The sequence below is a fragment of the Afipia sp. GW822-FHT04G07 genome (assembly GCF_058800765.1).
On sequence record NZ_JBXAMP010000001.1, the window covers coordinates 304,690 to 328,669 of the forward strand.

Genomic DNA, 23,980 nt, shown 5'->3' on the forward strand with positions numbered 1-23,980 from the left:
CCGGAAATCCGGAAAACAATCAGTTGATATCCGAACGGACATCCGACGTGACCGGTTGTTGAACCGTCATGTTCGTCGGTGTCGTTTCGCGGCGAAGCCCGATCAGTTCGGCCGCGCGCACCGTGGACGAACTCCAGAAGGTGAACGCATTGATCCGTGAGTTCTCGAGGATTGCGATGGCCACGGCGGACAGGAAGGGCAGACTCTGCAACACCAGCACGCCCGCGAAGATATTGATCTCCCGGACTTCCTTCGCATTGAACGCGACCAGCACGATTGCGCCGATGATGAGGAGGGTACCGATCACGGCTTCCCAGAACGCCTGGAATTCCACCGACATGAGCGAGAGACCGCCCTTGGATGTGCGCGCGAACGGAAGATGATCGGTGATCAGGCCGTTGGCGACGGCCCGCGACACGGTCCACTGCACCGACATGGCGGCGACCATCGCGCCTAGCATCTGGCCGACCTTCACCGGCACACGAAGCCGATAAAGCGTGAGGAAATGCGCGAGCGACACCACGAACGCCGCGATGATCGGCAGGGTGAGAATCTTGTCCGGAATCGCGATGTCGGCGAACGAGACGATCGGCACCCAGATCAGATTCAGAATCGCAACAACTACGCCGAGGCTTTCCGCGCCTAGCCAGTTCAGCCAGCCGAGCGCGAACTCGCGCTTCTGATCCGGTGAAAGCCGGCTGGCGTTGGGCAGGAACCGGCGCCAGTGCTTCTTGACGATCTGGAAGCCGCCATAAGCCCAGCGATGGCGCTGCTTCTTGAAGGCTTCGTAGGTGTCCGGCAGCAGGCCGTAGCCATAGCGCTTGTTTGTGTAGTGTGTCTGCCAGCCGTGCTCGATCACGGCGAGGCCGAGATCGGTGTCTTCGCAGATCGTGTCGCCGGCCCAGCCGCCCGCCATGTCCATCGCCGCGCGGCGAATGAGACACATCGTGCCGTGGACGATGATGGCATTGACCTCGTTCCGCTGCACCATGCCAATGTCGAAGAATCCGGCGTACTCGCCGTTCATGGCGTAGTGCATCAGCGAGCGATCGCCGTCACGATGGTCCTGCGGCGCCTGCACGAGACCCACATGAGGGTCGGCGAAGACGGGAACAAGGTCCTTCAGCCAGTCTGGCGTGACCACGTAATCGGCATCGATGATGCCGATGATTTCCGCGTCGGCGGCGGTCCGCGCCATGGCGATCTTGAGAGCGCCGGCCTTGAAGCCTTCGACCTTCTCGGCGTTGATGAAAATGAAGCGCTCGCCCAGTGCGCGGCAATGATCCTGGATTGGCTGCCAGAAGGTCGGGTCCGGCGTATTGTTGATGATCACGACGCATTCGAAATTCGGGTAGTCCAGCCGCGACACCGCATCGAGCGTCTGCTTCAGCATCTCCGGCGGCTCGAAATACGCGGGCACGTGGATCGAGACCTTGGGATGGAAGCCGCTCGCGACGGGCGTGACCGCGGCGTTGATAAGGCGCGACGGCTTGCGGCCAAATGCGATGGTTGCGATTTCCTCGATCCGGGCCATCGCGATCAGAACAAGCGGCACGAGCAGGATCAGGCCCAACGTCAGCGCGAATGCGGATCCGAAGACGAAGTAATGCGTGTTCCAGTAAGCGAAGACGGTTGCGAACCACGCGCCGACACCACTCGCGGCAGTGGCGAGGACGATCGATTGCATGACGGTGGGGCTGGCGAGACGAAAGATAGGGAGCGACAGCAGAACGCCGACCAGCAGGGCGATGCCGGCGACCTTCCAATAGTCGTGGTCCACGATAGGCCCGCTCCACGCGAATTTCGGTTCGCGGGAAGCATTAAGAATACCCCAGTAAGGGCCTACGCCACCTTCAAAAAACTTCCAAGGCTGGTCGATCGCTTCGACGATATTGTAATCCATTCCCACAGCTTCAGCGCGGGTCACGAAATTACGCAACACGGCAGCCTGCTCGAACGGGCCGGGGAACGCGTTCTTTAGATTGTACCCGGCGCTCGGCCAGCCGAATTCGGCAATCACCACCCGCTTGCCCGGAAAGCCGTCGCGCAGAAGCTGGTAGATGTACATCGCCTGATCGACGGCCTGCTTGTCGGTGAAATTTTCCCAGTACGGCAGGATGTGCGCGGCGATGAAATCGACGGATGACGCCAGTTGCGGATTGTCGCGCCAGATGTTCCAGATCTCGCCGGTCGTCACAGGAATGGTGGTTTGTTTCTTGACGCGCTGGATCAGCTCGATGAGGTCTTCGACCTTTTGCTCGCCGCGGTAGATGGTTTCGTTTCCGACAACGATCCCGATGACATTGGGATTGTGCTTGGCAAGATCGAGAGCGGCGGCGATTTCACGTTCGTTTCGCTCGACGTTCTTGTCGATCCAGGCGCCCACCGTGACCTTGAGGCCGAATTCTGCGGCAATCGCCGGGACGAGTTCAACGCCGCCCGTCGAGGAATACAGACGGATGGCCTTGGTGAGCGGAACCAGTTTTTTCAGGTCCGCCCGAATTTTCTCGGCGCTGGGAATATTGTCGACGTCGGGATGCCCGGTTCCCTCGAACGGAGCATAGGACACGCTCGGCAGCATTCCGTTGAAGTCGGGGGCTTTCTGCTCATCCCGCAACACCCCCCAGAGGGCGGCGTGAGCCGCAGTAACGCACAACAGGACAGCAACGATGGCGCGCATCAAGGAAAACCATACGGGGCCGAACGTGGAGGATCGCGAACCTGTCCCCTCGGTTCGGCAGCGTCAGAGGCAGCTTATCTATGCCGTGCAGCTTAACAACTCATATGGCGACATGGCCTTTTGAGGGCGCTGCCGCAATCCGATGGAAATTAAGCCGATTCGTTCCGCGCGCGGTATTTGCAGCCAGCTATTTCGCGGGTGCCGCCGGAGCGGCGGCGGCCGGGGCAGGCGACGTCCCTGCCGGGGCAGCAGGCGCCGCTGGAGGCGGTGCAGCCGCCGCCTGCGGCTGGGCGGCAGGGTTGATCCAGCACGCATGGACGCGGCCATTCAGGGTTTCCGCGACTTTCGGATCAATCGTGGCGCCGAAGCGCACCAGACAGCGGAACGCACCCTGGATGTGACCGCCGGGGCACCCGAACCGCTCGTAGAGATCGAGGTGACGGAATGCCGTATCGAGATCGTCGCGCCACATCAGCCCGACCACTCGTCGGCCGAGCCAGACGCATTCCGGATTTCCGGCAGGCCCGTTAATCGCCTGCGCGGCTTCCACGAACTCGTCGGCCTTGCGCTGGCTGTCCTTGGCGGCGTCCGCAGGGGCTGCCTGCTTGGGAGCCGAGTCCTGAGCGCGGAGATCACCGCTCTGGGCGATGGCAGCGCCAATGCCCACAAACAGGGCCAGGGCCGGAACGGCGACGCGCTGAAAAATTGCAACTCGAAACCCGGTACGAACCCGACGCATGAAATCCCCGATTGATTGTGCCTCGCAACGCGGCGGCACATAGATGCCTTCCCATTGCGGCGGAAGATTGCCTCTACCGCAACTGCCTGATTCCAATGAAGGACATTTATGTTTTTGTCCAGCAATGCGGAAGCTTGGGACGGTTTCGGTGGGGGTATGCGACGAGAAGACAGGGGGCGGCGGGCGGAGGGGGTCTTGGCAGACCGGCGGCGACCCGTTATCGACGTGCCTTCTTGGAGGACGGAACCAATTTCCCTTCGTACGCCGCTGGCCCTTCTCGTCATATCCCTGAGCGCTATTGCCGCGGTGTGGTGGTGGTTGGCCACGCCGATCGTATTGGCGCGCGCCCCCATCGACCCTGCCGCGAAGTTGGAATGCGTCTCCTACGCGCCTTTCCGGGGTGCACAGAATCCCCTTGAACCCGGACTGATCATCGCGCCGGAACAGATGGCGGAGGATTTCGCGCAGCTCGCCAAGGTCACCGGCTGCATCCGGACCTATTCGGTCGGCAACGGTCTCGACATGGTGCCCGAGCTTGCCCAGAAGGCCGGTCTCAAGGTGATGCTGGGAATCTGGATCGGAACGAACCGCGTCGACAACCGGGTGCAGATGGAAACGGCCATCGCTCTCGCCAAAAAGCATTCGTCTGTCGTCAGCGCAGTCATCGTCGGTAACGAGGTGTTGCTGCGCGGCGAAATGACTGCGGCCGATCTAGTGGCGAACATCCGCTACGTGAAGTCGAAGGTCGGCGCCATGCAGGTGACCTACGCCGACGTATGGGAATTCTGGCTCAAGAATCGCGACGTCTACGATGCCGTCGATTTCGTCACCATTCATATCCTGCCGTACTGGGAGGATTTCCCGATTCGCGCGAAGTATGCGGCCGGTCACGTCGAATCGATCCGCAAGCGGATGGCTGTCGCGTTTCCCAACAAGGAGATCCTGATCGGGGAAACCGGTTGGCCGAGCGCGGGCCGTATGCGTGAAGGCGCACTGCCGTCGCGAGCCAACCAGGCCCGGGTCGTTTCCGAAATTCTTGAACTTGCCCGCCAGCAGAAGTTCCGGGTCAACCTCATCGAAGCCTACGACCAGCCGTGGAAGCGGATGTGGGAAGGCACCGTGGGAGGCCACTGGGGCCTGTTCGATGCCGGCGGCGCGCGTGAGCTGAAATATCCAGCGGGTGAGCCCATCACCAACTTTCCCCGCGCGAAGGTTTATGCCGCCGCGGGCATGATTTTCTCGGCGCTCGTCTTTGGCGTGGCGTTGCTGACTCTGCGCCGCAGGCCATGGTCGCCGCGGTTGAGCTCCTGGGTCACTGTTGCGATCTGCGCAACCGCGGGTGGCGCACTGTTTGGCGTCGCACTCGAAAAGTTGCTGGTCGAAAGCCTTGGGATCGGTGGCTGGACTGTCGGCATTTTGCTATTCGCCGCCGCCGTGCTGTCGCCTTTGATCGTGGCCAATACTGTGATGTACGGCCGCGGTCTTCCGACATTTCTGGAGCTTATCGGTCCGCGCGATTATCGCACCGGCTCTCGGATGCAGACCATTCTCGGGGTCGTGCTGCTGGTGACGACGGCGCTCGCAACCCAGACGGCGCTGGGCTTCGTGTTCGATCCGCGCTACCGCGATTTCCAGTTCGCTGCGCTGACCATGGCCGTCGTGCCATTCCTGCTGCTGACCGCGCTCAACCGGCCGACCTCCGGCAGGCGTCCGATCACCGAGACCGTCTTTGCCGCCACGCTTGCGCTCTCCGCGCTCTATATCGGTTTCAACGAGGGACCTGCCAACTGGCAGTCGCTCTGGACTTGCGGATTGTATCTGCTGCTTGCGCTTACGCTGTCGCGGGCGCGGGTCGTGCGAACCCCAGAATAAGCAGCGCAATCGCGACGCCTGACAGTCCAATATTATAGAGCACGATCCCGAACGATGCGGCGATCAGCCCTGCGGTGAGCGTCACGATCGACGGCCGGATCACGTGCAGGGTCGCGATGACCAGCGCCGCGATGCCGAACACATAGTGCTTGAACAAATACATCATCAGCGTGCGCGTCTTGCACAGCATGGTTTGCAGGCCGGCCTCGCATTCGAGCCGTACCTGTGAAAATTCAATGGCCATGTAACGCAGGTACAGGGCGTATCCGACGGTGAGAAAACCCACGACCAGAATCCATTGCACCTGATACGGGGTCAGTCTGAACGGCTCTTTTTTCATGCGCCGAATATGGTTCGGATCGGATGACGACACAACCCGGGCGGCGCAAAGTTGAGCGGTTATTTCATGCCAAAAAATGAACTGAATGACGACGAACGAGGCTTCTCCTCGACCACTTCCGCGCGCACCCGGCTGCGCCGTTTCGGGCGGTGAACAGGGGCTTCTTGCGTCTTTTCGCTTGCACTCGTCAGGCTCAGGCGTTGGCCTTCATACACCGACGTCTCGCAGGGGCGATTCCTCTCGGTCAAAAGACCGGCGCAGACTTTCGCCGCTTCCGCCGCATCGGAAAGCGGCCCGGCGACCAGCCGCAACTGCATACCCAGACCGTCGTTGCGTTCCTTCACCACGATGATCGGCTGCAATGACGCGAGCTGCTGCGCGCCTGCCTTCAGCGCGCCGCGCCAGACGGCGCGTAGTCCCTCGACCGAGTTGGCGCCTCCGAGGTCGACCCCGAATTCGGTTCGACGCACGAGACTGGATGACGGGGTGTCTCCAGCCGCCGCATCGGGTGTTGCGAGAGTTGCTGTGACTTCGGGCGCTGGGGTTGGAGTCGTCGCTGGCGTTTCAGCCTTCTGCTCATCACGCTTCGCGGGAGCGGAAGGTGCAACTGTCGCGACTGGAGCGATCTTCGGAAGCGGCGCGGCGGGCTCGGCCTTTGTCTCCGCAGGCTTGAACGGTCCGATGGGATCGGCATCCGCCGGCGACATCAGCGCGGTTTGCGATGGCTCTGTGGAAGGTTCTTTCGATGCCGAGGGGGAAGGTGATGCCGGTGCAGGTGACCGCGCCAGCGCGCCGGTCACTGAGTCGAGCCCCTGCTCAAGCACAGTCACACGGGTGTACAAGCGGTCGCGGTCGGCGTTGAGCGTGTCGACCGCAGCCGCAAGCTCACGGGCCTTGTTCTGGCTTTCCTTGGCGATCCACTGCACCTGCTGGGATTGCCGTGCGAGCTCGGCGGATGCCATTTGATCGCGGTTGATCGCGGCGGGCGACCGTGTCGCGAGAATTGCGACCACCAGGGCCGCAACCGAGCCGACGCCCCAGGACGCCAGACGCCACATCGCGCGACCGTCGAATTCATCCTCCTCCGCGAGAAAGCGGTTGATCCAGCCGGTGCCATCGTCGTCCGTCAGGTCATCGCGGAACTGGTTGCGGTTCTTGGTCATAGCTCAGGCGCGGCCCTCCCGTGGCCCGGCGAATCATTCCGTAAAGATTAACAGAAGCTGGGGTTCGTGCGCGGGGGGAAGCACCCAAAACGCTTTTGTCCCTCTGCGCTCTCGGGTAAGACGACGCTGGCGCGCCTTTCGCGCTGCACAGGATGATGCATGAGCGGCAGAACAACTCTCACGATCGTGCTCGCGGCCGGCGAAGGCACGCGGATGCGATCGAGCCTGCCCAAAGTGCTGCATCCGGTCGCCGGCCGACCGCTGATTGCGCATGTCCTTGCGGCAGCGCCTGGCGGCATGGGGGACACGACGGCTGTGGTGGTCGGGCCGGATCATCAGGCAGTCATCGATGAGATCAGGCGCGTCCGTCCCGAAGCCAAGACCTATGTGCAGCGCGAGCGCCTCGGAACCGCGCATGCGGTGCTGGCGGCGCGCGAAGCTATCGCGGCTGGCGCTGACGATATTCTGGTGGCGTTCGGCGATACGCCGCTGATTGACGGTGCGACATTCGCGCGGCTGCGAACGGCGTTGAAGGACGGCGCGGCGCTGGCGGTTCTGGGATTTCGCGCAGCCGACCCTACGGGCTACGGGCGGTTGCTGATGGAGAGCGGCAATCTCGTTGCGATCCGCGAGCAGGCCGATGCCAGCGAAACCGAGCGCGCCGTGACTCTCTGCAACGCTGGCGTCATGGCTTTCGCGGGTAACACCGCGCTGAAAATTCTCGACAAGATCGGGAATGGCAACAGCAAAGGCGAGTACTATCTGACCGATGCGGTCGGTATCGTGCGTGAGCTAGGCTTGCGTGCGGCCGTGATCGAAACCGATGAGGACGAAGTGCGCGGAATCAACACCAAGGCACAACTGGCCGAAGCCGAGCAGGTGATGCAGGGCAAGCTGCGGCAAGCGGCGCTCGACGCTGGCGTGACGTTGATTGCGCCGGAAACGGTGTTCCTCGCGGCGGACACGACGTTCGGCAAGGACGTCACCATCGAGCCGTTCGTGGTGATCGGGCCGGGCGTCGCCATCGACGACGGCGCGGTGATCCACTCGTTCTCGAACATCGTCGGCGCGCGCATCGGCAAGAATGCATCGATCGGCCCTTATGCACGGCTGCGGCCGGGCACGGTGCTGGGCGAGGGCGTTCGCATCGGCAACTTCGTCGAGACCAAGGCCGCCGATCTGGAGGCCGGTGTGAAGGTCAATCACCTGACCTATATCGGCGATACGCATATCGGCGCGAACGCCAACATCGGCGCGGGCACGATCACCTGCAATTACGACGGCTTCGACAAGCACCGCACCGAGATCGGCGCCGGCGCGTTTGTCGGCTCGAATTCGTCGCTGGTGGCCCCGGTGAAGGTCGGCGCGGGCGCCTTTATCGGATCTGGCTCCGTTATCACGAAGGACGTGCCAGACGATTCGCTGGCGGTCGAACGCAGCGAACAGACCGTTCGGGAAGGTTGGGTCAAACGCTTCCGCGAGCTGAAAATGCTGAATCGGAAGCCCAAAAGTCAAAAGTAAGGCACGCCGCTTACGCCGCTGATTTTGTTAACGGTTTACCCTGTCTCAATCCGCAACAAATGTTGAGGCAGAACCGTGTTATTCCTCGGTACATAAGGCCGCATTGGGGCGGGCTGGAGACATCGAACCGCATGTGCGGAATTGTAGGAATTCTCGGACGGGGACCTGTTGCCGAGCAACTGGTCGACTCGCTCAAGCGTCTTGAGTATCGCGGATACGACTCCGCTGGCGTCGCCACGCTCGAGGGCGTGCTGCTCGACCGCCGCCGCGCCAAGGGCAAGCTCAAAAATCTCGAAGCCGTGTTGAAGACGTCGCCGCTCGGCGGGCATATCGGCATCGGCCATACGCGCTGGGCCACACACGGCAAGCCGACGGAAAGCAACGCGCATCCGCACGCGACCGACCGCGTTGCCGTTGTCCATAACGGCATCATCGAAAACTTTCGCGACTTGCGCGCGCAACTCGAAAAGCAGGGCGCGACTTTTACCAGCGAGACCGACACCGAGGTCGTGGCGCATCTCGTCAGCTCGTTTCTCGCGAAAGGAATGAAACCCGCCGAAGCCGTGAAGGCGACGCTGCCGTTGCTGCATGGCGCATTCGCGCTGGCTTTCATCTTCAAGGGCGAAGAGAACCTGATGATCGGCGCGCGCAAGGGCTCGCCGCTCGCGGTCGGTTACGGCGACGGCGAAATGTATCTCGGCTCCGACGCCATCGCGCTTGGACCGTTCACCGACACCATCAGCTATCTGGAGGACGGCGACTGGGCTGTTCTCTCCCGCGCCGACGTGACCGTATACGACGACAACAACGCCGTGGTCGAACGCGAGATCGTCAAGCACAACACCGCGAGCGCGCTGGTGGACAAGGCCAACTATCGCCACTTCATGGCGAAGGAAATTCACGAGCAGCCCGAAGTCGTCGGCCATACGCTGGCGCATTACGTCGACATGGCCACCGAGAAGGTGGCGATGCCGGTGAAGCTGCCGTTCGACTTCAAAGACATTCAGCGCGTCTCCATCACCGCCTGCGGCACCGCGAGCTATGCGGGCTTCGTCGCGAAATACTGGTTCGAACGTCTTGCGCGGCTGCCGGTCGAACTCGATGTCGCGTCCGAGTTTCGTTATCGCGAAGCGCCGCTGCGCAAGGGCGATCTCGCGATCTTCATTTCGCAGTCGGGCGAGACCGCCGATACGCTGGCGGCGCTGCGCTATGCCAAGTCGCAAGGCCTGCACACCATCGCTATCGTCAACGTGCCGACCTCGACCATCGCGCGCGAAAGCGAGACCGCGCTGCCGACGCTTGCCGGTCCCGAAATCGGCGTCGCATCTACCAAGGCGTTCACCTGCCAGCTCATGGCGCTGGCAGCGTTGGTGATCGAAGCGGGCAAGGTGCGCGGCGAATTATCGGCGGACGATGAAACCAAGCTGGTTCACGGCCTGGTGGAAGTGCCGCGCCTGATGACGGAAGCGCTCGCGCTTGAACCTCAGATCGAGAAGCTCGCGCGCGACATCGCCAAGAGCCAGGACGTGCTCTATCTCGGACGCGGCACCAACTATCCGCTGGCGCTGGAAGGCGCGCTGAAGCTCAAGGAAATTTCGTACATCCATGCGGAAGGCTATGCCGCTGGCGAACTCAAGCATGGTCCCATCGCGCTGATCGACGAGAAGATGCCGGTGGTGGTGATCGCGCCGCATGACCGCGTGTTCGAGAAAACCGTCTCCAACATGCAGGAAGTCGCGGCGCGCGGCGGCCGGATCATCCTGATGACCGACGCGCAGGGCGCGAAGGAAGCCACCGTCGAGTCGCTGGTGACGATCATCCTGCCCGACATGCCGTCCACCGTGACGCCGATGGTGTATGCCATCCCGGTACAACTGCTCGCGTACCACACGGCGGTTATCATGGGCACCGACGTCGACCAGCCGCGGAACCTCGCGAAGTCGGTGACGGTTGAGTAGACCCCTGAACTGACAATCGGTCGCAGCGCGCGTGGTTTGCGCCTGCTAAAGTCTGATACAATGATGTCGTAATGATTTGCGATGCTGCTTGCGTACTGTGATTGAGGATGGTTCGGTTCTGCGATGAATGAAACCACGCCAACCCTGGCTCCAGGAAACCTGCCTCCCGCCGGGCCGGACGTGCCGCGCGGTGCGATGGCGCGCCTGCGCACCTATTTTCTGACCGGACTGGTCATCGCCGGCCCGATCGCGATTACGTTCTACCTGACGTGGTGGTTCGTGACCTGGGTCGACGGCATCGTGCGGCCGTTCGTGCCGATCGCATACCGTCCCGAAACCTATCTGCCATTCGGCCTGCCGGGTTCAGGCCTGATCGTCGCCGTCTTCGCGCTGACGTTTCTCGGCTTCCTCACCGCCAACCTGATCGGCCGTACGCTGGTCGATCTCGGTGAAAACCTGCTCGGGCGGATGCCTGTGGTGCGCGCGATCTATCGCGGCCTGAAGCAGGTGTTCGAGACGCTGTTTTCCGGAAACGGATCGAGCTTCCGTCGCGTCGGCCTTGTGGAATTTCCCTCGCCGGGGATGTGGTCCATCGTGCTGATCTCGCAGCCGCCGAGCGTCGAGATCGCCGCCAGTCTTCCGGGCAAGGAAGAGTTCATCTCGGTGTTCCTGCCGTGCGCCCCGAACCCGACCACGGGTTTCTTCTTCTACGTGCCCAAGAGCAAGATCATCGACATCGACATGAGCGCCGAGGATGCGGCGACGCTCATCATGTCGGCTGGCGTAGTCCAGCCCGGCGGTGACGCGCAGAAGAAGGTCAACGCGCTGGCCGAGATGGCCAACGCCGCCCGCGTCGCGACAGCGTCGCAGACGCCCACCGCCGCCAAGGTGGACTAGTTTTGCTTCATTCGGGCGGCAGCGCGACAACTCGGTAACAGGCAGATCGGCACCATGCGCGCTATTACAACGCGATCGCTTGTCTGGACGGTTGTTCTGATCAGCGTTGTCGTGACCGTCGTGACCGAACTTCGGATTGCAGGCTACGGCGTCGGCACGTCGATTTCCGCTATCGCGGCTTATGCCGCGTTCTTCGTGAATATCGCGTGTTCGGGTCTGGGATTCAGGACTCCAGAGTGGCGATGGTGGGTCGGCAATTTCGCATTGAGCATACTGACCATGACCATGATCGGCGCTCCCACGATCCCGAGCGCGCTGTGGACGGCTGGACGCGTCTTCGTCGCACGGCATCTGACATAAGCGTCAGCCGGCACCGATCAGCGGCAGGGCTTCGTCGCGCTCATAGAGATAAAGCAGGCACCGCAGCGCATCGCCGCGCTCACCCTTGAGTTTCGGATCGGTCTGCATAATCCGCAGCGCCTCGTCGCGCGCCTGCGCGATCAACTGCGCATGAACCTCCGGCCGCGCGATGCGATAGCCGGGCAGGCCGCTCTGGCGGGTGCCGAGCACTTCGCCTTCGCCGCGCAGGCGTAAATCTTCCTCAGCGATGCGAAAGCCGTCGGCCGTCTCGCGGATCACCTTCAGGCGCGCGCCGGACATTTCCGTGAGCGGCTCATGATAGAGCAAGATGCATGTCGAGGCCTCCGAGCCTCGCCCGATGCGCCCGCGCAATTGGTGCAGCTGTGCGAGCCCGAAGCGTTCGGCGTTCTCGATCACCATGATGGTAGCCTGCGGGACATCGACGCCGACTTCGACCACGGTCGTCGCCACCAGAAGCTGAATCTCGCCGGCAGCGAACTGCGCCATCACGCGATCCTTCTCGGTGCCTTTCATCTGGCCATGAACTATGCCGACCCGTTCGCCGAAGCGCTTTTGCAGCGTCTCGAAACGCTTTGTTGCGTTGGTGAGGTGGTCGTGGCCTTCCGCTTCCGATTCCTCCACCAGCGGGCAGATCCAGTAGGCGCGCTTGCCTGACTCCAGCGCACGGTCGAGACCGTCCACGACCTCACGCAGACGGCTCTTGGCGACGGCGCGGGTGTCGATCGGCTGGCGGCCTGCGGGCTTCTCGCGCAGTTCGGAAATATCCATGTCGCCGAAATATGTCAGCACCAGCGTGCGCGGGATCGGCGTGGCGCTCAGCACCAGAACATCGACGGCGTCGCCTTTCTCGGTGAGCGCAAGCCGTTCGCGCACGCCGAAGCGATGCTGTTCGTCCACGACGGCCAGCGCCAGCGACTTGAAGATCACATCGTCCTGGATCAGCGCGTGGGTGCCGACCAGAAGATCGATCTCGCCGCCGGCAAGCCGCTCGATGATGTCGCGGCGTTCCTTGCCTTTCTCGCGGCCGGTCAGGATGGCGACGCGCATCCCCGCGCGCTCCGCTAAGGGAGCAACGGTCTTGATGTGCTGGCGCGCAAGAATTTCCGTCGGCGCCATCAGCGCCGCCTGCTTGCCGGTCTCAGTGACGGCGGCTGCCGCGAGCAGGGCGACCACTGTCTTGCCGGACCCGACGTCACCTTGCAGGAGGCGCAACATCCGCACCGGCTGGTTCAGATCGTCGGCGATGGCCTTCGCGGCGTCCTGCTGCGACGTCGTCAGCGCATAGGGCAGCGCGTCGATGATCTTGTGCCGCAGATGGCCGTCGCCGGCATTGCGCACGCCGGCGGGCCGGCGCAACTGCGCGCGTACCAGTGCCAGCGCAAGTTGTCCGGCAAGCAGTTCATCGAATGCGAGCCGAGACCAGAACGGATTCTGCGGCAGGATGTCAGTGAGTTCGTTCGGCTCGTGGACGCGATGCAGCGCCTCGGCAACCGGCGGAAAAGAACATCGTCGCAGCACCTCGGGGCTGATCCATTCCGGCAGCGTCGGCAGCTTTTGCAGCGCCTGCACCATGGCGCGGCGGATCGAGCCGATGGCGAGGCCTTCGGTGAGCGGATAGACCGCGTCGATCTGCGGCAGTTTCGCGAGGCCTTCCTCGTCCACCACCCGGTCGGGATGCACGATCTGCAGGGTGCCGTCGAACATCTGCGCGGTGCCGGAGACGTAGCGCTTCTCGCCCTTGGGCAGCAACTTTTCGATGTATTCGGGCTTGGCGCGGAAATAGGTGAGGACCACGTCGCCGGTCTCGTCGCTGGCATAGACCAGGTGCGGCGCTCTTGAGCGGCCGGGCGGCGCTGGGCGGTGACGGTCTATGGTCACTTCCAGTGTCACAACAGTGCCTGGAACCGCGTCGCGGATGGTCGGCCGCGCGCGGCGGTCGATCACGTTGGTCGGCAGATGCAGCAGCAGGTCCACCAGCCGCGGCGTCTCGCTGCGGTCGAGCAGGTAGCGAAACAGCTTGTCCTGCTTCGGCCCGACACCTGACAGGCTCGTCACGGGCGCAAACAGGGGATTGAGCAACGGTGGGCGCATCGTGGCGACTCGTTAGAGGGCTGCTTTTGCATATCCCGAATGCAAGGTCAGAGAAATGCTGACATCGGCAATCATGATGGCTATATCAAGCTTCCCGGCACGTCCGGGCTTTTTGCGTTGGAGAAGGCGACGGACATGACGGGAACGACACGATCGAGCGAGGGTCTCGATGACCGGCGCAAGCGGCTGCTGTATCGCTGCTGGCATCGCGGCACGCGCGAGATGGACATCATCCTCGGCGGTTTTGCCGACGCGAAGATCGGCGAGTTGAGCGATGCGGACGTGGCCGACCTCGAACGCCTGATCGAGTTGCCGGACCCGGATCTTTACGCAGCATTCAGCGGCGGGCAGCCGCTCGCGCCGGACTATGCGGACGGCATCTACGTTCGCATCAAGACCTATCTGGATGGTTCGCGCGCATGAAGTCCCCGACGCGGTCGCCCGCGCAATTGCTTCGTCCCGGCCATGCGCTGACGCTGTCCAATGTTTCGGAAGGCGCGGAAGGTCTGGTTGTGTCCGATCTCGCCCGCGCGGTCGCGGCCAAGAAGGACGCGCCCGCCGTTAGTCTCGCGGTGGTATGCCGCGACGGCCCGCGCATGGCGCAATTGGCGCGCGCGCTGGAATTCTTTTCGCCCGACATCGGCGTGATGCAGTTTCCGGCCTGGGACTGCCAGCCTTATGACCGCGTGTCGCCCCATGGCGGCATCCTCGCGCAACGCCTGACCACACTGGCGCGGCTGTCGCGGCTTCAGGGCAGCGAGAAGCCGCTGATCGTATTGACCACGGTCAACGCCATCGTCCAGCGTGTCCCCGCGCGTGAGGTGGTGGCGGCGCAAGCGCTGTCGGTCGCGCCGGGGCACCGCGTGCCGATGGATTCCATCGCGTCGTGGCTTGAACATAACGGCTATAGCCGCACCTCGACGGTGCGGGAACCCGGCGAATACGCCGTGCGCGGCGGCATCCTCGACCTGTTTCCGGCGGGACTCGACCAGCCGGTGCGGTTCGACTTCTTCGGCGACACGCTGGAATCGATCCGCACCTTCGACGCGGAATCGCAGCGCACGCTGCTCGACATGCGCGCGCTCGATCTGGTGCCGGTGTCGGAATTCCAGCTTGTCACGGAAACCATCAAGCGTTTCCGCATGGCGTATGTGGCGCAGTTCGGTGCGCCTGAGCGCGACGACATGCTGTACGAGGCGGTGAGCGAAGGCCGCCGCCATCCCGGCATGGAACATTGGTTGCCCCTGTTCCAGGAGCGGATGGATTCGCTGTTCGATTATCTCGGCGCCGCGCCTGTCGTGCTCGAACATCAGGCCGAGGACGCCGCACGCGAGCGCTTCACCCAGATCAACGACTATTACGAAGCACGGCGCGAGGTCATGAATACGCCGGGCGGCGGCGCGATCTACAAGCCGCTGCCGCCGGACCGGCTCTATCTCACCGACGCGGAATGGACCTCGCTGCTTGGCGACAGTTCACTGGCGCGGCTGACGCCGTTCGCGGTGCCGGACGGTGAAGGCTTCATCGATATCGACGCGCGGCAGGGCCGCGACTTCGCGCCGGAGCGCGCGGACACCAAGGTCAATGTGTTCGAGAGCGTGGTGGCGCACATCAGCGGGCTTCAGTCCGCGCGCAAGAAAGTGGTCGTCGCGCTGTGGTCCGAAGGCTCGCGCGACCGCATGGCCTCGATGCTGAAGGACCACAAGCTGCTCAACATCACCAGCGTCAATTCGTGGCGCGCGGTGCAGGCGACGCCGCGCAACGAGACCATGCTGGCGGTGATCGGCCTCGAATCCGGCTTCGAGACCGAAACCACCGCGCTGATTACCGAACAGGACATTCTCGGCGATCGTCTCGTGCGTCCGCGCAAGGCCAGCCGCAAGCTCGAGAACTTCATCTCCGAAGTGACATCGCTCGCCACCGGCGATCTGGTGGTGCATGTCGAGCACGGCATCGGGCGCTTTGTCGGCTTGCAGACCTTGCAGGTCGGCGGCGCGCCGCACGACTGCCTCGAACTGCACTACGCCAACGAGACCAAGCTGTTTCTCCCGGTCGAGAACATCGAACTGCTGTCGCGCTACGGCTCCGACCACAGCAATGTCGAACTGGACCGGCTCGGCGGCGGCGGATGGCAGGCGCGCAAGGCCAAGCTCAAGAACCGCATCCGCGAGATCGCGGGCGACCTCATCAAGATCGCCGCCGAACGGCATGTCCATGTCGCGCCGAAATTTCCGGTGCATCAGGGCACCTACGACGAATTCTGCGCGCGCTTTCCTTACGAGGAGACCGAAGACCAGCTTGGCGCCATCAACTCGGCGTTGCACGATCTCGACGCCGGCCGCCCGATGGATCGCCTGATCTGCGGCGACGTCGGTTTCGGCAAGACGGAAGTGGCGTTGCGCGCGGCGTTTGCCGTGGCGCTGGACGGCAAGCAGGTCGCGGTCGTGGTGCCAACCACGCTGCTCGCGCGTCAGCACACCAAGACCTTCACCGAGCGATTCAAGGGTTTCCCGGTCAATGTCGCGCAGGCGTCGCGGCTGGTGGCGCCCAAGCAGATGACGCAGGTGAAGAAGGATCTGGCCGACGGCAAGGTCGACATCATCGTCGGCACCCATGCGCTGCTCGGCAAGAGCATCAAGTTCAAGGATCTCGGGCTCCTGATCGTGGACGAGGAGCAGCACTTCGGCGTCAGCCACAAGGAACGGCTGAAGCAGTTGCGCGCCGAGGTCCATGTTCTCACATTGAGCGCGACGCCGATCCCGCGCACGCTGCAACTGGCTCTCACTGGCGTGCGCGAATTGTCGATCATCGCGTCGCCGCCGGTCGATCGTCTCGCTGTCAGAACATTCGTCGCACCGCACGATCCGCTGATGATTCGCGAGGCGCTGCTGCGCGAACGGTATCGCGGCGGCCAGGCGTTCTATGTCTGCCCGCGCATCGAATATCTCGCCGAGGCCAAGGACTTCCTCGACAAGCATGTGCCGGAGATGAAAGTCGCGGTCGCGCACGGCCAGATGCCGCCGACGGTGATCGAGGACATCATGTCCGCGTTCTACGACGGCAAGTACGACATCCTGCTCTCGACCACGATCGTGGAGTCGGGACTGGATATTCCGACGGCGAACACGCTGATCGTGCATCGCGCCGACATGTTTGGCCTCGCGCAGCTTTATCAGTTGCGCGGCCGGGTGGGGCGCTCGAAGCTCCGCGCCTATGCGCTGTTCACGCTGCCGGCGCAGCAGAAGATTACCGCGCAGGCCGAACGCCGCCTGAAGGTGTTGCAGTCGCTGGAAAACCTCGGCGCGGGTTTCCAGTTGGCCTCGCACGATCTCGACATTCGCGGCGCGGGCAATCTGCTCGGCGAGGAACAGTCCGGCCACATCAAGGAAGTCGGCTTCGAATTGTATCAATCGATGCTGGAAGAGGCGATCCTCTCGCTCAAGGCCGGCATCTCGGAGCCTGTCGCGGACCGCTGGTCGCCGCAGATCACGCTCGGAATGCCGGTGCTGATTCCGGAAGATTTCGTGGCGGATCTCTCGATCCGGCTGTCGCTGTATCGCCGCCTTGCGGATCTGGACACCGACGACGAAATCGAGAATTTCGGCGCGGAGTTGCGCGACCGTTTCGGCCCACTGCCGGACGAGGTCCGCTATCTGTTCCAGATCGCGGCGGTCAAGGCGTATTGCCGGAGAGCCAATGTCGAGAAGGTCGATGCAGGGCCGAAGGGCGCAGTCATCACGTTCCGCGACAACTCCTTCGCGCAGCCGGAGAAGCTGGTTTACTTCATCCGCCAGCACGGACAGGCCGCGAAGGTGCGCCCCGACATGAAGGTGGTGTTCTTCCAGGAATGGAGCACGCCCGAGGAGCGCGTCGAAGGCACGACCACGATCCTGCGCGATCTCGCCAATCTGGCGGAAGGCAAAAAGGCGGCGTGAGACGATACGACCGCGGGTCGAAACCCGCGGCCGCTCGTTCGTCAAACTATCTTACTTCGGATACTTGAACTCAGGCGCAGCCTTGAGTTGGTCCTTGGTCGTGTTCATCGTCGCGCGCCAGGTGTCCTTGTCCTTGTCGTACTTCACGTTGAGCGACGAGGGTGACACGGCGACATAGTGCTCGCCGACGCCGAGGAAGCCGCCGACCGAGAGGATCATGGCCTGAACCTGCTGGCCCTTGCCGATGGCGAGATCGGAGATTTCGCCGACCTTTTCATCCTTCTGGTTGTAGACGTTCAGACCCTTGAGCTTGGAGCTGAACATCTCATCCTTGGTGACGGTCGAGAACTTCGCCTCGGCGGGAGCGGTCCCGCTGGTCTGGGCGAGGGCTGGGGCAGCAAGAATCGCCAGCGCGGCGCCGATAAGTGCAATCTTCTTCATGGTAGCCTCCAATGCGATAGAGGCTCACCAATGCAGAGCTGGTTCGATTGTTCCGGACGATTCTGAAACTGTGGTGCCTGGAGTTTACGACGCCACGCGCTGCGTTTCGGTGTGGAGCCGCGCCAGTATAGCGGACGCGGTATCGCCCGGCATCAGTGTCGCCAGCGTGACATGAGGATCGAGCCGCTGCTCGCGCTTGGCGCTGTACATGGTGTGCTTCAGCACGCTGCCGAGCCGCCGTGCGATCACATGCGCATTGCGCAGATCGGTTTCGGCGAACACAACGAGGATCGCGCCATCGTCGTCGAGCGTTGCGAAATCCATCCGCCGCATCAGCCGGCTGAGAATGCGCGCCGCGTCGAGGCGCATCCGCTCGGATGTTGCGCCGTGGGCGAAGGTAATGCGGGCGACGGACAATCCCGCGCCGCGCGCGTGGGTGTCGGTTACCGCCGTTTCAAAGTCGCGGCTGAAGGCCTCGTTGGTCAGCAACCCGGTACGCGGATCGAGCAACCCGCCGACATCAATCGATCTCAGCGCGCGGGCGATGCGGGACTCGAACGCCTGCTGCCGGATCAGCGGGATGGCGAGGGCGGCAATGGTGTGCGGATCGCCGTTGGCGATTTCGAGATTTGGCAGATCGTAGTCGGCGATCAGCCCCGATCCGCTTCCGACCACCACCGGAAGGTTGCGGAAGCGGGCATCTTCCGAGAGCACCGTCAGGAAGGCGTCCAGAACGCGAAGCGTGAATCCCTCGCCGACGATGATGCCGTCAAGCTCGCGGGCGTTGAGATGCCGGGCGGCGGCCTCGATGCTGAGCGCGCCGACGACGCCCATCTGCTCGCCGAGCGCGACCGACAGGGCCGGATAGGACGCGCCGCGTCCGATCAGCAGCACGGTCGCGTCGTCAATCGGGTCGCTTGTCGGCATATGCGTCGATGTGGTGCGATCGTTGGCCAGACGGCGCAGCAGCGTGGCGTGCAGGGCACGCACGCGCAGCGCAGCGTTCAGACGGCTCACGAGACGTTCGGGGCTTCGTCCGGCCTGTGTGAACGGAAGAACATTGTGCGGCAACGATGCGCCGGGATCGAGCGCGATCACTGGCATATACGGATCGACGCGCGCGGCGCGTTCCGCGAGATCGGTCAACGCGGTCGCATTGTCTTCCAGATCGGCGGCGAGAACGGCAGCCGGGCGCAGCCGTGCGACCGCATCCATGGCGTCCGGCCAGTCGACATCCACCAATGGAAACGTTTTCACCTGCGCGACGGCGTCGGCTAGCGCACGACCTTCGAGAATATGGCTTTCCCGATTTGAGACAGTGACGATCGGGCCTTGCTGCGACATGGTTCTGCCATTCAGAGAAAAATACACACAGCCGAATGTGTCCGCCTGCGCGCGAAATCCTAGGCTGCGGGCCTTAATGGCAGGTCAATGTGAGCGTGGAATTTGGGCTTAGCTGGAACGGTCGCGAAAGGCTTCGACCATCAAAGGGTTAAGGCCCAACTCGCCCAGCGCTTCACGGGCGCGATGGTTGTCGCTGGCGCGGCCGGCGAGACGGAAGCCGTTGAGCTGGTCCGGCAGCGCGGTCAGCATCGCGCCTGCGGCAAGCCGCTTGGCCCATTCGTCAAGGTCGTCCGAGAGAAAGCGGTATCCACCGACACCGACGATTCCGACAGGCGGCGCGGTGATGGCGATGGCTCCCGTCGCGCGATCGGCGTGTGCGGCATAACCTGTGTCGACGTAGTCGGGTGAGGATGTTTCGGTCAGGGAGTCTCCCGACGGAGGACGATAGGCGGCGACCGGCACCATCGCGCCGCGCAGGGCCAGCGTCGCCTTCGGCGTTACGATAATCTCGCCGATGGATTTTGAGCTTGCGCCGCGCGGCGCGCCGAACGATCCGGCTGTGACAGGCGCGGGCGAGCCGTCATCCAGCCTGCGGGCGGCGAACAGGCCGATCTCGCCGAACAGATAGACGTCAGTCAGCGTCGAACTCGGGTCCTGCCAGTCGTCGCTGGTCATGACGCGGTCCGGCGTGCGCCAGAGACCGATCACATGCTTGATCGCGGTTTGCGGTCGCGCAAACACGCCGCTCTCCACCAGCCGGATGGCGAGCGGAGCGGGCGAAATCAGCGTGTCGAAATGGCCGTCGACGATCTGCTTTTCGAGAATTTGCAGATCCGCCGGGTGGTGCAGCGCGAGCGAGCCACCGCCGAGCAGCCACGTCACCACCGACGACGCGAACGCCGCGAACGAGGCAGGCGCCATCGCTGAAAGCAGCCGCGCGCCTTGGGGCAGCCCGCTTTCAAGGAACACTGCGAGGCCGCCCGCGATCAGTTGCGGATGGTTGCGCGGGATCGCGCGAAATCCGTCGGGCGTGACGTCGAACGTAATGATGGCCGGCCGCCGCGCATCCGGCGGCGCGGGCGGCAGCCAGCCGTTCATGCCGCTGGTGGTAATCTCGAGCGGTGCCATGCCTTCGGGCAAATCCTTGCCGAAGCCGAATACATTGCGGATCGAGAAGGCTTCTGCGGCGGCGTTGAGCGCGAGATCCGCATGATCGACAATCTCGATGCGGCTGGTGGACACAATGGCGCGCGCCCCGATCCGGTTCAGCGCCGTGGTCAATTCCGACTGCCGCCAGAGTTGCGGCAGCAGCGCCGCCACCAGACCCGCGCGGATGGCGCCCAGCACCGTCACCACGAACTCGATGGTGTTGGGCATCTGGATGCCGATGATGGAGCCCTGCGGCAACCCGGCCTCGACAAAGCGCGCGGCGATGGCGGACACGGCTTGATCGGCTTCCGCGAAGGTCAGCTGCACCGGCGCTTCGCCGGTGACGCGCTGCTTGTTCGGCGGATCGATCAGCGCTGTGGCGTCCGGCTGGCGGGAGACTGTGCGCCGAAACAGATCGTCCAGCGTCAGCGCCGCGCCCGTTGAGGTCGCGGGTGAAGCCGGCGCGGTCTGCAAGGTCTCGGTCACGTCTTCCACTATCTCAATACTCACGGCGCTTTTGCACCCGGCTTGTACCACCACGTTTCCGGCAAGCTGCCGGTGAGCGCGGTGGCCTTGGGCCGTTCTATCCGATTCCAGCGGGCGAGCCATTGCTGCTGGGCGTTATAAAGCGGGATAGCGTAGAAGCCCGCGATCAGCGCCCGGTCGAGTGCCCGCACCGCGGGAACAAATTCGGTTTTCTCACGCGCTTCGAGCATCGCCGCGATCATGGCGTCGATGGCGGGGGATTTCGCGCCCATGTAGTTGCGCGTGCCCTGATTGTCGGCAGCGGCGCTGCCCCAGTAGAATGCCTGCTCATTGCCCGGCGACAGGGATTGATCCCAGCGGTTCTGGATCATGTCGAAGTCGAACGAGAGCCTGCGCTGGTCGAACTGCACGGCGTCCACCGCGCGCACCGAGATGGCGATGCCCGCGCGCTTGAGATCGCGCTGATAGGCGAGCGCAATCCGTTCCTGATCGCGCGTGGTCACCAGAATTTCGAACGTGAGCGGCGCCCGGTTGCTCTTCTGACGCAAGACGTTGCCGTCGAGCTGGTATCCGGCCTGCGCCAGCAGCGCGAGCGCCGCGCGCAGCGTATCTCGGTCGCGGCCCGAGGCATCGGTCACGGGCAGGCGATAGCTGCCGTCCATGATGTCGGGCCGAACAGCGGCCGCGAAAGGCGCGAGCAGCTTCTGTTCCTGTGCGTCGGCCGGGCGCTTGTAGGCGGACAATTCGGAACCCGCAAAAAAGCCCGCTGAGCGGCCGTAAAGGCCGAAGAAGTAGTTGCGGTTGATCCATTCGAAATCGAACAGCAGCGTCAGCGCCTGCCGCACGCGAATATCCGCGAACACCGGCCGCCGCGTGTTGAACACCAGAAACTCCGACGGCTGCGGCGTACCCGGCTTGATTTCGTCGCGAATGACCTCGCCGCTGCGCGCCGCGGGGAAATTGTAGCCCTCGTGCCAGCGCAGCGGTTCGTGCTCGAAGCGAAAATCGTACAGCCCGCGTTTGAACGCCTCGAACGCGCCGTTGGCCTCGCGATAGTAATCCAGGCGGACCTCGTCGAAGTTCCACAGCCCGCGATTCACCGGCAGATCGCGGCCCCAATAGTCCGGGTTGCGCGTCATGGTTACGCTCGCGCCTGCACGCAAGGCGGTGACCCGGTAGGGGCCGGAGCCGACCAGGCCGGTGAGGGAGGTTTCCTCAAACGTGGCGAGGTCCACGGCGTGTTTCGGGAAAATCGGCATCAGGCCGAGGATGAGGGGGAGTTCGCGGTCGTTCGCCGCGCCGAAGTCGAAGCGGATGGTGCGCTCGTCCAGCGCCTCGGCTTTTTCGACCTTGGCGTAGTACAGCCGGTGATTGGGGCGGCCCTTGTCGCGCATCAACTCCCAGGAAAACAGCACATCGGCTGCCAGCACCGGCTGGCCGTCGGAGAACTTCGCCAGCGGATTGAGCCGGAAGGTGACGGTGTTGCGCGCGTCGTCGGTCGCGATGCTTTGCGCCAGCAGTCCATAGAGCGTGAACGGCTCGTCGTTGCCGCGCGCCATCAGGCTTTCGATCACGTAGCCGCGGATTTGCTGGACCGCGAGACCCTTCACGATGAAGGGATTGAGGCTGTCGAACGCACCCGGCACGCCGAAAACGATCCGTCCGCCCTTCGGCGCGTCGGCATTGGCGTAAGGCATGTGGGTGAAGTTTGCGGGCAGGGCAGGCGCGCCGTGCATGGCGATGCCGTGTGCCGGACCACCGGATGATCCTGCCGGTTGCGCATGGATCGTGCTCGACGCCAGCGCGGCCCAGATCGATGCAGCCCCGGCCAACGCGGCGCGCCCAAGCATTCGCTCCCGGCTTCTGCCGCTGCGGCGCAACGTGGATGGCACCTTGTTTGATTCGGCGGAGATCACGCCAAAATTTACCACGGCGGACCCGGATTATGCGGGTTACGACCGGCAAATATCACTGTTGGCATTGATCTTTTCGCAAGCCGTTGTATTGAAGGCGAGCAATTCGAGGACGGCTGCGCGCTCTGTCACGTATCCGCCTCAATTGGCTCCGAGACAGCCGCCGAACAAACAGGCATCCGGGCCCCAAGCGGGAGCGGGCGTTAAGGTTCAGAAAGGGTTTTCCACAATGAATTTCCGTATCTTGGCCGCGCAGGCCTCGCCGCGCAGCCGGGTGTTTGTCGCCCTGACCGCCAGTGCATTTTTGGCCGCTGCGACCATTTCCGGCGCACACGCCCAGGCGCCAGCTCCCGGCGCTCCAGCTCCGAAGGCCGCGCCCAAGGCTGCCGCACCGAAAGCTCCCGCGAAGGGCGCACCGGCACCTGCCGCTCAGGCACCCGCCACGGGCGCACCGGCGCAGCCTCCTGCCGACCAGCAGGTGCAGTTGATCTATCAGCCCTGGACCAAGTTCTGCATGAAGGGCCAGGACGCCAACGCCAAGCAGGTCTGCTTCACCGGCAAGGACGGCCGCATCGAGTCCGGCCAGCCGGTCGTCGCCGCCGTCATCATCGAGCCGGAAGGCGAACCGAAGAAGCTGCTGCGCGTCACCCTGCCGCTCGGCATGCAACTCGTTCACGGCACCCGCATCATCGTCGACGCCAACGCACCACAGCAGAGCCCTTACGTGATCTGCTTCGCCAACGGCTGCATGTCGGATTACGAAGTGACGGCCGACATGCTGAGCCAGATGAAAAAGGGCCAGAACCTCGTGGTGCAGGCGATCAACGCCAACGGCGCACCGCTGACGCTGGCGCTGCCGCTCGCCGAATTCGCCAAGGCCTATGACGGCCCGCCGACCGACCCGAAGGTGTTCGAGGAAACCCAGAAGAAGCTGCAGGAAGAACTGCAGAAGCGCGCGGCGGAAGCCCGCCAGAAGCTGGAGAACGCGGCCCCGCCGGCCGCCGCCAAGTAACACGCTTCAATCTGCCAACAACGAAGGGCGCGCAGCAATGCGCGCCTTTTTTGTTTGT

General features: G+C 63.4%; 18 protein-coding genes. 9 read left to right on the forward strand and 9 right to left on the reverse strand.

Translation table 11 applies throughout. The features are described 5' to 3' along the window. Positions 1–19 precede the first annotated feature (19 nt). Positions 20–2,680 carry a glycosyltransferase gene (locus AC1RKJ_RS01500; RefSeq protein WP_492789143.1) on the reverse strand — a complete coding sequence of 887 codons (2,661 nt, stop codon included), beginning with the start codon at positions 2,678–2,680 and terminating at the stop codon, positions 20–22. On the opposite strand from AC1RKJ_RS01500, the gene AC1RKJ_RS01505 reads away from it, so the two are divergent. Beyond that, entirely contained in the window at positions 2,670–2,804 is a 135-nt protein-coding gene (locus AC1RKJ_RS01505; RefSeq protein ID WP_492789144.1) for a hypothetical protein, read from the forward strand. The genes AC1RKJ_RS01500 and AC1RKJ_RS01505 overlap by 11 nt on opposite strands. 63 nt (positions 2,805–2,867) lie before the next feature. On the opposite strand, the gene AC1RKJ_RS01510 is transcribed toward AC1RKJ_RS01505, so the two are convergent. Next, a complete protein-coding gene (locus tag AC1RKJ_RS01510; RefSeq protein WP_492789145.1) occupies positions 2,868–3,419 on the reverse strand; it encodes a beta-1-3, beta-1-6-glucan biosynthesis protein in 552 nt (183 codons plus the stop codon). Positions 3,420–3,575: 156 nt separating this feature from the next. On the opposite strand from AC1RKJ_RS01510, the gene AC1RKJ_RS01515 reads away from it, so the two are divergent. After that, positions 3,576–5,291, forward strand: coding sequence for a glycoside hydrolase family 17 protein (locus AC1RKJ_RS01515; protein WP_492789146.1), 1,716 nt, complete (start codon positions 3,576–3,578; stop codon positions 5,289–5,291). On the opposite strand, the gene AC1RKJ_RS01520 is transcribed toward AC1RKJ_RS01515, so the two are convergent. Both AC1RKJ_RS01520 and AC1RKJ_RS01525 read right to left on the reverse strand, forming a co-directional pair. After that, positions 5,251–5,631: a hypothetical protein gene (locus AC1RKJ_RS01520; protein WP_492789147.1), complete on the reverse strand. Its 381-nt coding sequence runs from the start codon at positions 5,629–5,631 to the stop codon at positions 5,251–5,253. The genes AC1RKJ_RS01515 and AC1RKJ_RS01520 overlap by 41 nt on opposite strands. A gap of 59 nt (positions 5,632–5,690) precedes the next feature. Then, positions 5,691–6,794, reverse strand: coding sequence for a hypothetical protein (locus AC1RKJ_RS01525; protein ID WP_492789148.1), 1,104 nt, complete (start codon positions 6,792–6,794; stop codon positions 5,691–5,693). 159 nt (positions 6,795–6,953) lie between these two features. On the opposite strand from AC1RKJ_RS01525, the gene glmU reads away from it, so the two are divergent. From glmU to AC1RKJ_RS01545, 4 genes are all read left to right on the forward strand, one after another. Next, the gene (gene glmU / locus AC1RKJ_RS01530; RefSeq protein ID WP_492789149.1) at positions 6,954–8,315 is read left to right on the forward strand and encodes a bifunctional UDP-N-acetylglucosamine diphosphorylase/glucosamine-1-phosphate N-acetyltransferase GlmU; all 1,362 of its coding nucleotides are present in this window, start codon (positions 6,954–6,956) and stop codon (positions 8,313–8,315) included. A gap of 131 nt (positions 8,316–8,446) precedes the next feature. Then, the gene (glmS, locus tag AC1RKJ_RS01535; RefSeq protein WP_492789150.1) at positions 8,447–10,273 is read left to right on the forward strand and encodes a glutamine--fructose-6-phosphate transaminase (isomerizing); all 1,827 of its coding nucleotides are present in this window, start codon (positions 8,447–8,449) and stop codon (positions 10,271–10,273) included. Positions 10,274–10,396: 123 nt separating this feature from the next. Beyond that, positions 10,397–11,170, forward strand: coding sequence for a DUF502 domain-containing protein (locus tag AC1RKJ_RS01540; RefSeq protein ID WP_492789151.1), 774 nt, complete (start codon positions 10,397–10,399; stop codon positions 11,168–11,170). A 54-nt stretch (positions 11,171–11,224) separates the two neighbouring features. Further along, positions 11,225–11,530 (forward strand): hypothetical protein, encoded by a 306-nt coding sequence (locus AC1RKJ_RS01545; protein WP_492789152.1) that lies wholly within the window; start codon positions 11,225–11,227, stop codon positions 11,528–11,530. A gap of 3 nt (positions 11,531–11,533) precedes the next feature. On the opposite strand, the gene recG is transcribed toward AC1RKJ_RS01545, so the two are convergent. Continuing rightward, positions 11,534–13,642, reverse strand: a complete 2,109-nt coding sequence (gene recG, locus AC1RKJ_RS01550) for an ATP-dependent DNA helicase RecG (protein ID WP_492789153.1) — start codon at positions 13,640–13,642, stop codon at positions 11,534–11,536. 135 nt (positions 13,643–13,777) lie between these two features. Between recG and AC1RKJ_RS01555 the strand changes: the two genes are divergently transcribed. Continuing rightward, entirely contained in the window at positions 13,778–14,065 is a 288-nt protein-coding gene (locus tag AC1RKJ_RS01555; RefSeq protein ID WP_492792615.1) for a succinate dehydrogenase assembly factor 2, read from the forward strand. Then, positions 14,062–17,577 carry a transcription-repair coupling factor gene (mfd, locus tag AC1RKJ_RS01560; RefSeq protein ID WP_492789154.1) on the forward strand — a complete coding sequence of 1,172 codons (3,516 nt, stop codon included), beginning with the start codon at positions 14,062–14,064 and terminating at the stop codon, positions 17,575–17,577. Before AC1RKJ_RS01555 ends, mfd begins: the two co-directional genes overlap by 4 nt. Before the next feature lie 51 nt (positions 17,578–17,628). Here the strand turns inward: mfd and AC1RKJ_RS01565 are convergent, their stop codons facing one another. From AC1RKJ_RS01565 to AC1RKJ_RS01580, 4 genes are all read right to left on the reverse strand, one after another. Beyond that, a complete protein-coding gene (locus AC1RKJ_RS01565) occupies positions 17,629–18,018 on the reverse strand; it encodes a PRC-barrel domain-containing protein (RefSeq protein WP_492789155.1) in 390 nt (129 codons plus the stop codon). An 84-nt stretch (positions 18,019–18,102) separates the two neighbouring features. Beyond that, a complete protein-coding gene (locus tag AC1RKJ_RS01570; RefSeq protein WP_492789156.1) occupies positions 18,103–19,362 on the reverse strand; it encodes a GGDEF domain-containing protein in 1,260 nt (419 codons plus the stop codon). Positions 19,363–19,470: 108 nt separating this feature from the next. Next, entirely contained in the window at positions 19,471–20,985 is a 1,515-nt protein-coding gene (locus AC1RKJ_RS01575; RefSeq protein WP_492792616.1) for an AMP-binding protein, read from the reverse strand. Positions 20,986–21,017: 32 nt separating this feature from the next. Next, on the reverse strand, positions 21,018–22,733 hold the full coding sequence (locus AC1RKJ_RS01580) for an extracellular solute-binding protein (protein ID WP_492792617.1): 1,716 nt from the start codon (positions 22,731–22,733) through the stop codon (positions 21,018–21,020). A 406-nt stretch (positions 22,734–23,139) separates the two neighbouring features. On the opposite strand from AC1RKJ_RS01580, the gene AC1RKJ_RS01585 reads away from it, so the two are divergent. Then, complete coding sequence (locus AC1RKJ_RS01585; protein ID WP_492789157.1) at positions 23,140–23,922, forward strand: invasion associated locus B family protein; 783 nt, start codon at positions 23,140–23,142, stop codon at positions 23,920–23,922. The last annotated feature ends 58 nt before the right edge of the window (positions 23,923–23,980 follow it).

What these genes read in the sequence shown, in the direction of transcription:
- AC1RKJ_RS01520 (WP_492789147.1), bottom strand. Translation starts at nt 5,631, where the DNA reads ATGAAAAAAGAGCCGTTCAGACTGACCCCGTATCAGGTGCAATGGATT.
- AC1RKJ_RS01525 (WP_492789148.1), bottom strand. Translation starts at nt 6,794, where the DNA reads ATGACCAAGAACCGCAACCAGTTCCGCGATGACCTGACGGACGACGAT.
- glmU (WP_492789149.1), top strand. Translation starts at nt 6,954, where the DNA reads ATGAGCGGCAGAACAACTCTCACGATCGTGCTCGCGGCCGGCGAAGGC.
- mfd (WP_492789154.1), top strand. Translation starts at nt 14,062, where the DNA reads ATGAAGTCCCCGACGCGGTCGCCCGCGCAATTGCTTCGTCCCGGCCAT.
- AC1RKJ_RS01505 (WP_492789144.1), top strand. Translation starts at nt 2,670, where the DNA reads ATGGCGCGCATCAAGGAAAACCATACGGGGCCGAACGTGGAGGATCGC.
- AC1RKJ_RS01515 (WP_492789146.1), top strand. Translation starts at nt 3,576, where the DNA reads ATGCGACGAGAAGACAGGGGGCGGCGGGCGGAGGGGGTCTTGGCAGAC.
- AC1RKJ_RS01580 (WP_492792617.1), bottom strand. Translation starts at nt 22,733, where the DNA reads ATGCACGGCGCGCCTGCCCTGCCCGCAAACTTCACCCACATGCCTTAC.
- AC1RKJ_RS01555 (WP_492792615.1), top strand. Translation starts at nt 13,778, where the DNA reads ATGACGGGAACGACACGATCGAGCGAGGGTCTCGATGACCGGCGCAAG.
- AC1RKJ_RS01545 (WP_492789152.1), top strand. Translation starts at nt 11,225, where the DNA reads ATGCGCGCTATTACAACGCGATCGCTTGTCTGGACGGTTGTTCTGATC.
- AC1RKJ_RS01500 (WP_492789143.1), bottom strand. Translation starts at nt 2,680, where the DNA reads ATGCGCGCCATCGTTGCTGTCCTGTTGTGCGTTACTGCGGCTCACGCC.
- AC1RKJ_RS01540 (WP_492789151.1), top strand. Translation starts at nt 10,397, where the DNA reads ATGAATGAAACCACGCCAACCCTGGCTCCAGGAAACCTGCCTCCCGCC.
- recG (WP_492789153.1), bottom strand. Translation starts at nt 13,642, where the DNA reads ATGCGCCCACCGTTGCTCAATCCCCTGTTTGCGCCCGTGACGAGCCTG.
- AC1RKJ_RS01585 (WP_492789157.1), top strand. Translation starts at nt 23,140, where the DNA reads ATGAATTTCCGTATCTTGGCCGCGCAGGCCTCGCCGCGCAGCCGGGTG.
- glmS (WP_492789150.1), top strand. Translation starts at nt 8,447, where the DNA reads ATGTGCGGAATTGTAGGAATTCTCGGACGGGGACCTGTTGCCGAGCAA.
- AC1RKJ_RS01510 (WP_492789145.1), bottom strand. Translation starts at nt 3,419, where the DNA reads ATGCGTCGGGTTCGTACCGGGTTTCGAGTTGCAATTTTTCAGCGCGTC.
- AC1RKJ_RS01570 (WP_492789156.1), bottom strand. Translation starts at nt 19,362, where the DNA reads ATGTCGCAGCAAGGCCCGATCGTCACTGTCTCAAATCGGGAAAGCCAT.
- AC1RKJ_RS01565 (WP_492789155.1), bottom strand. Translation starts at nt 18,018, where the DNA reads ATGAAGAAGATTGCACTTATCGGCGCCGCGCTGGCGATTCTTGCTGCC.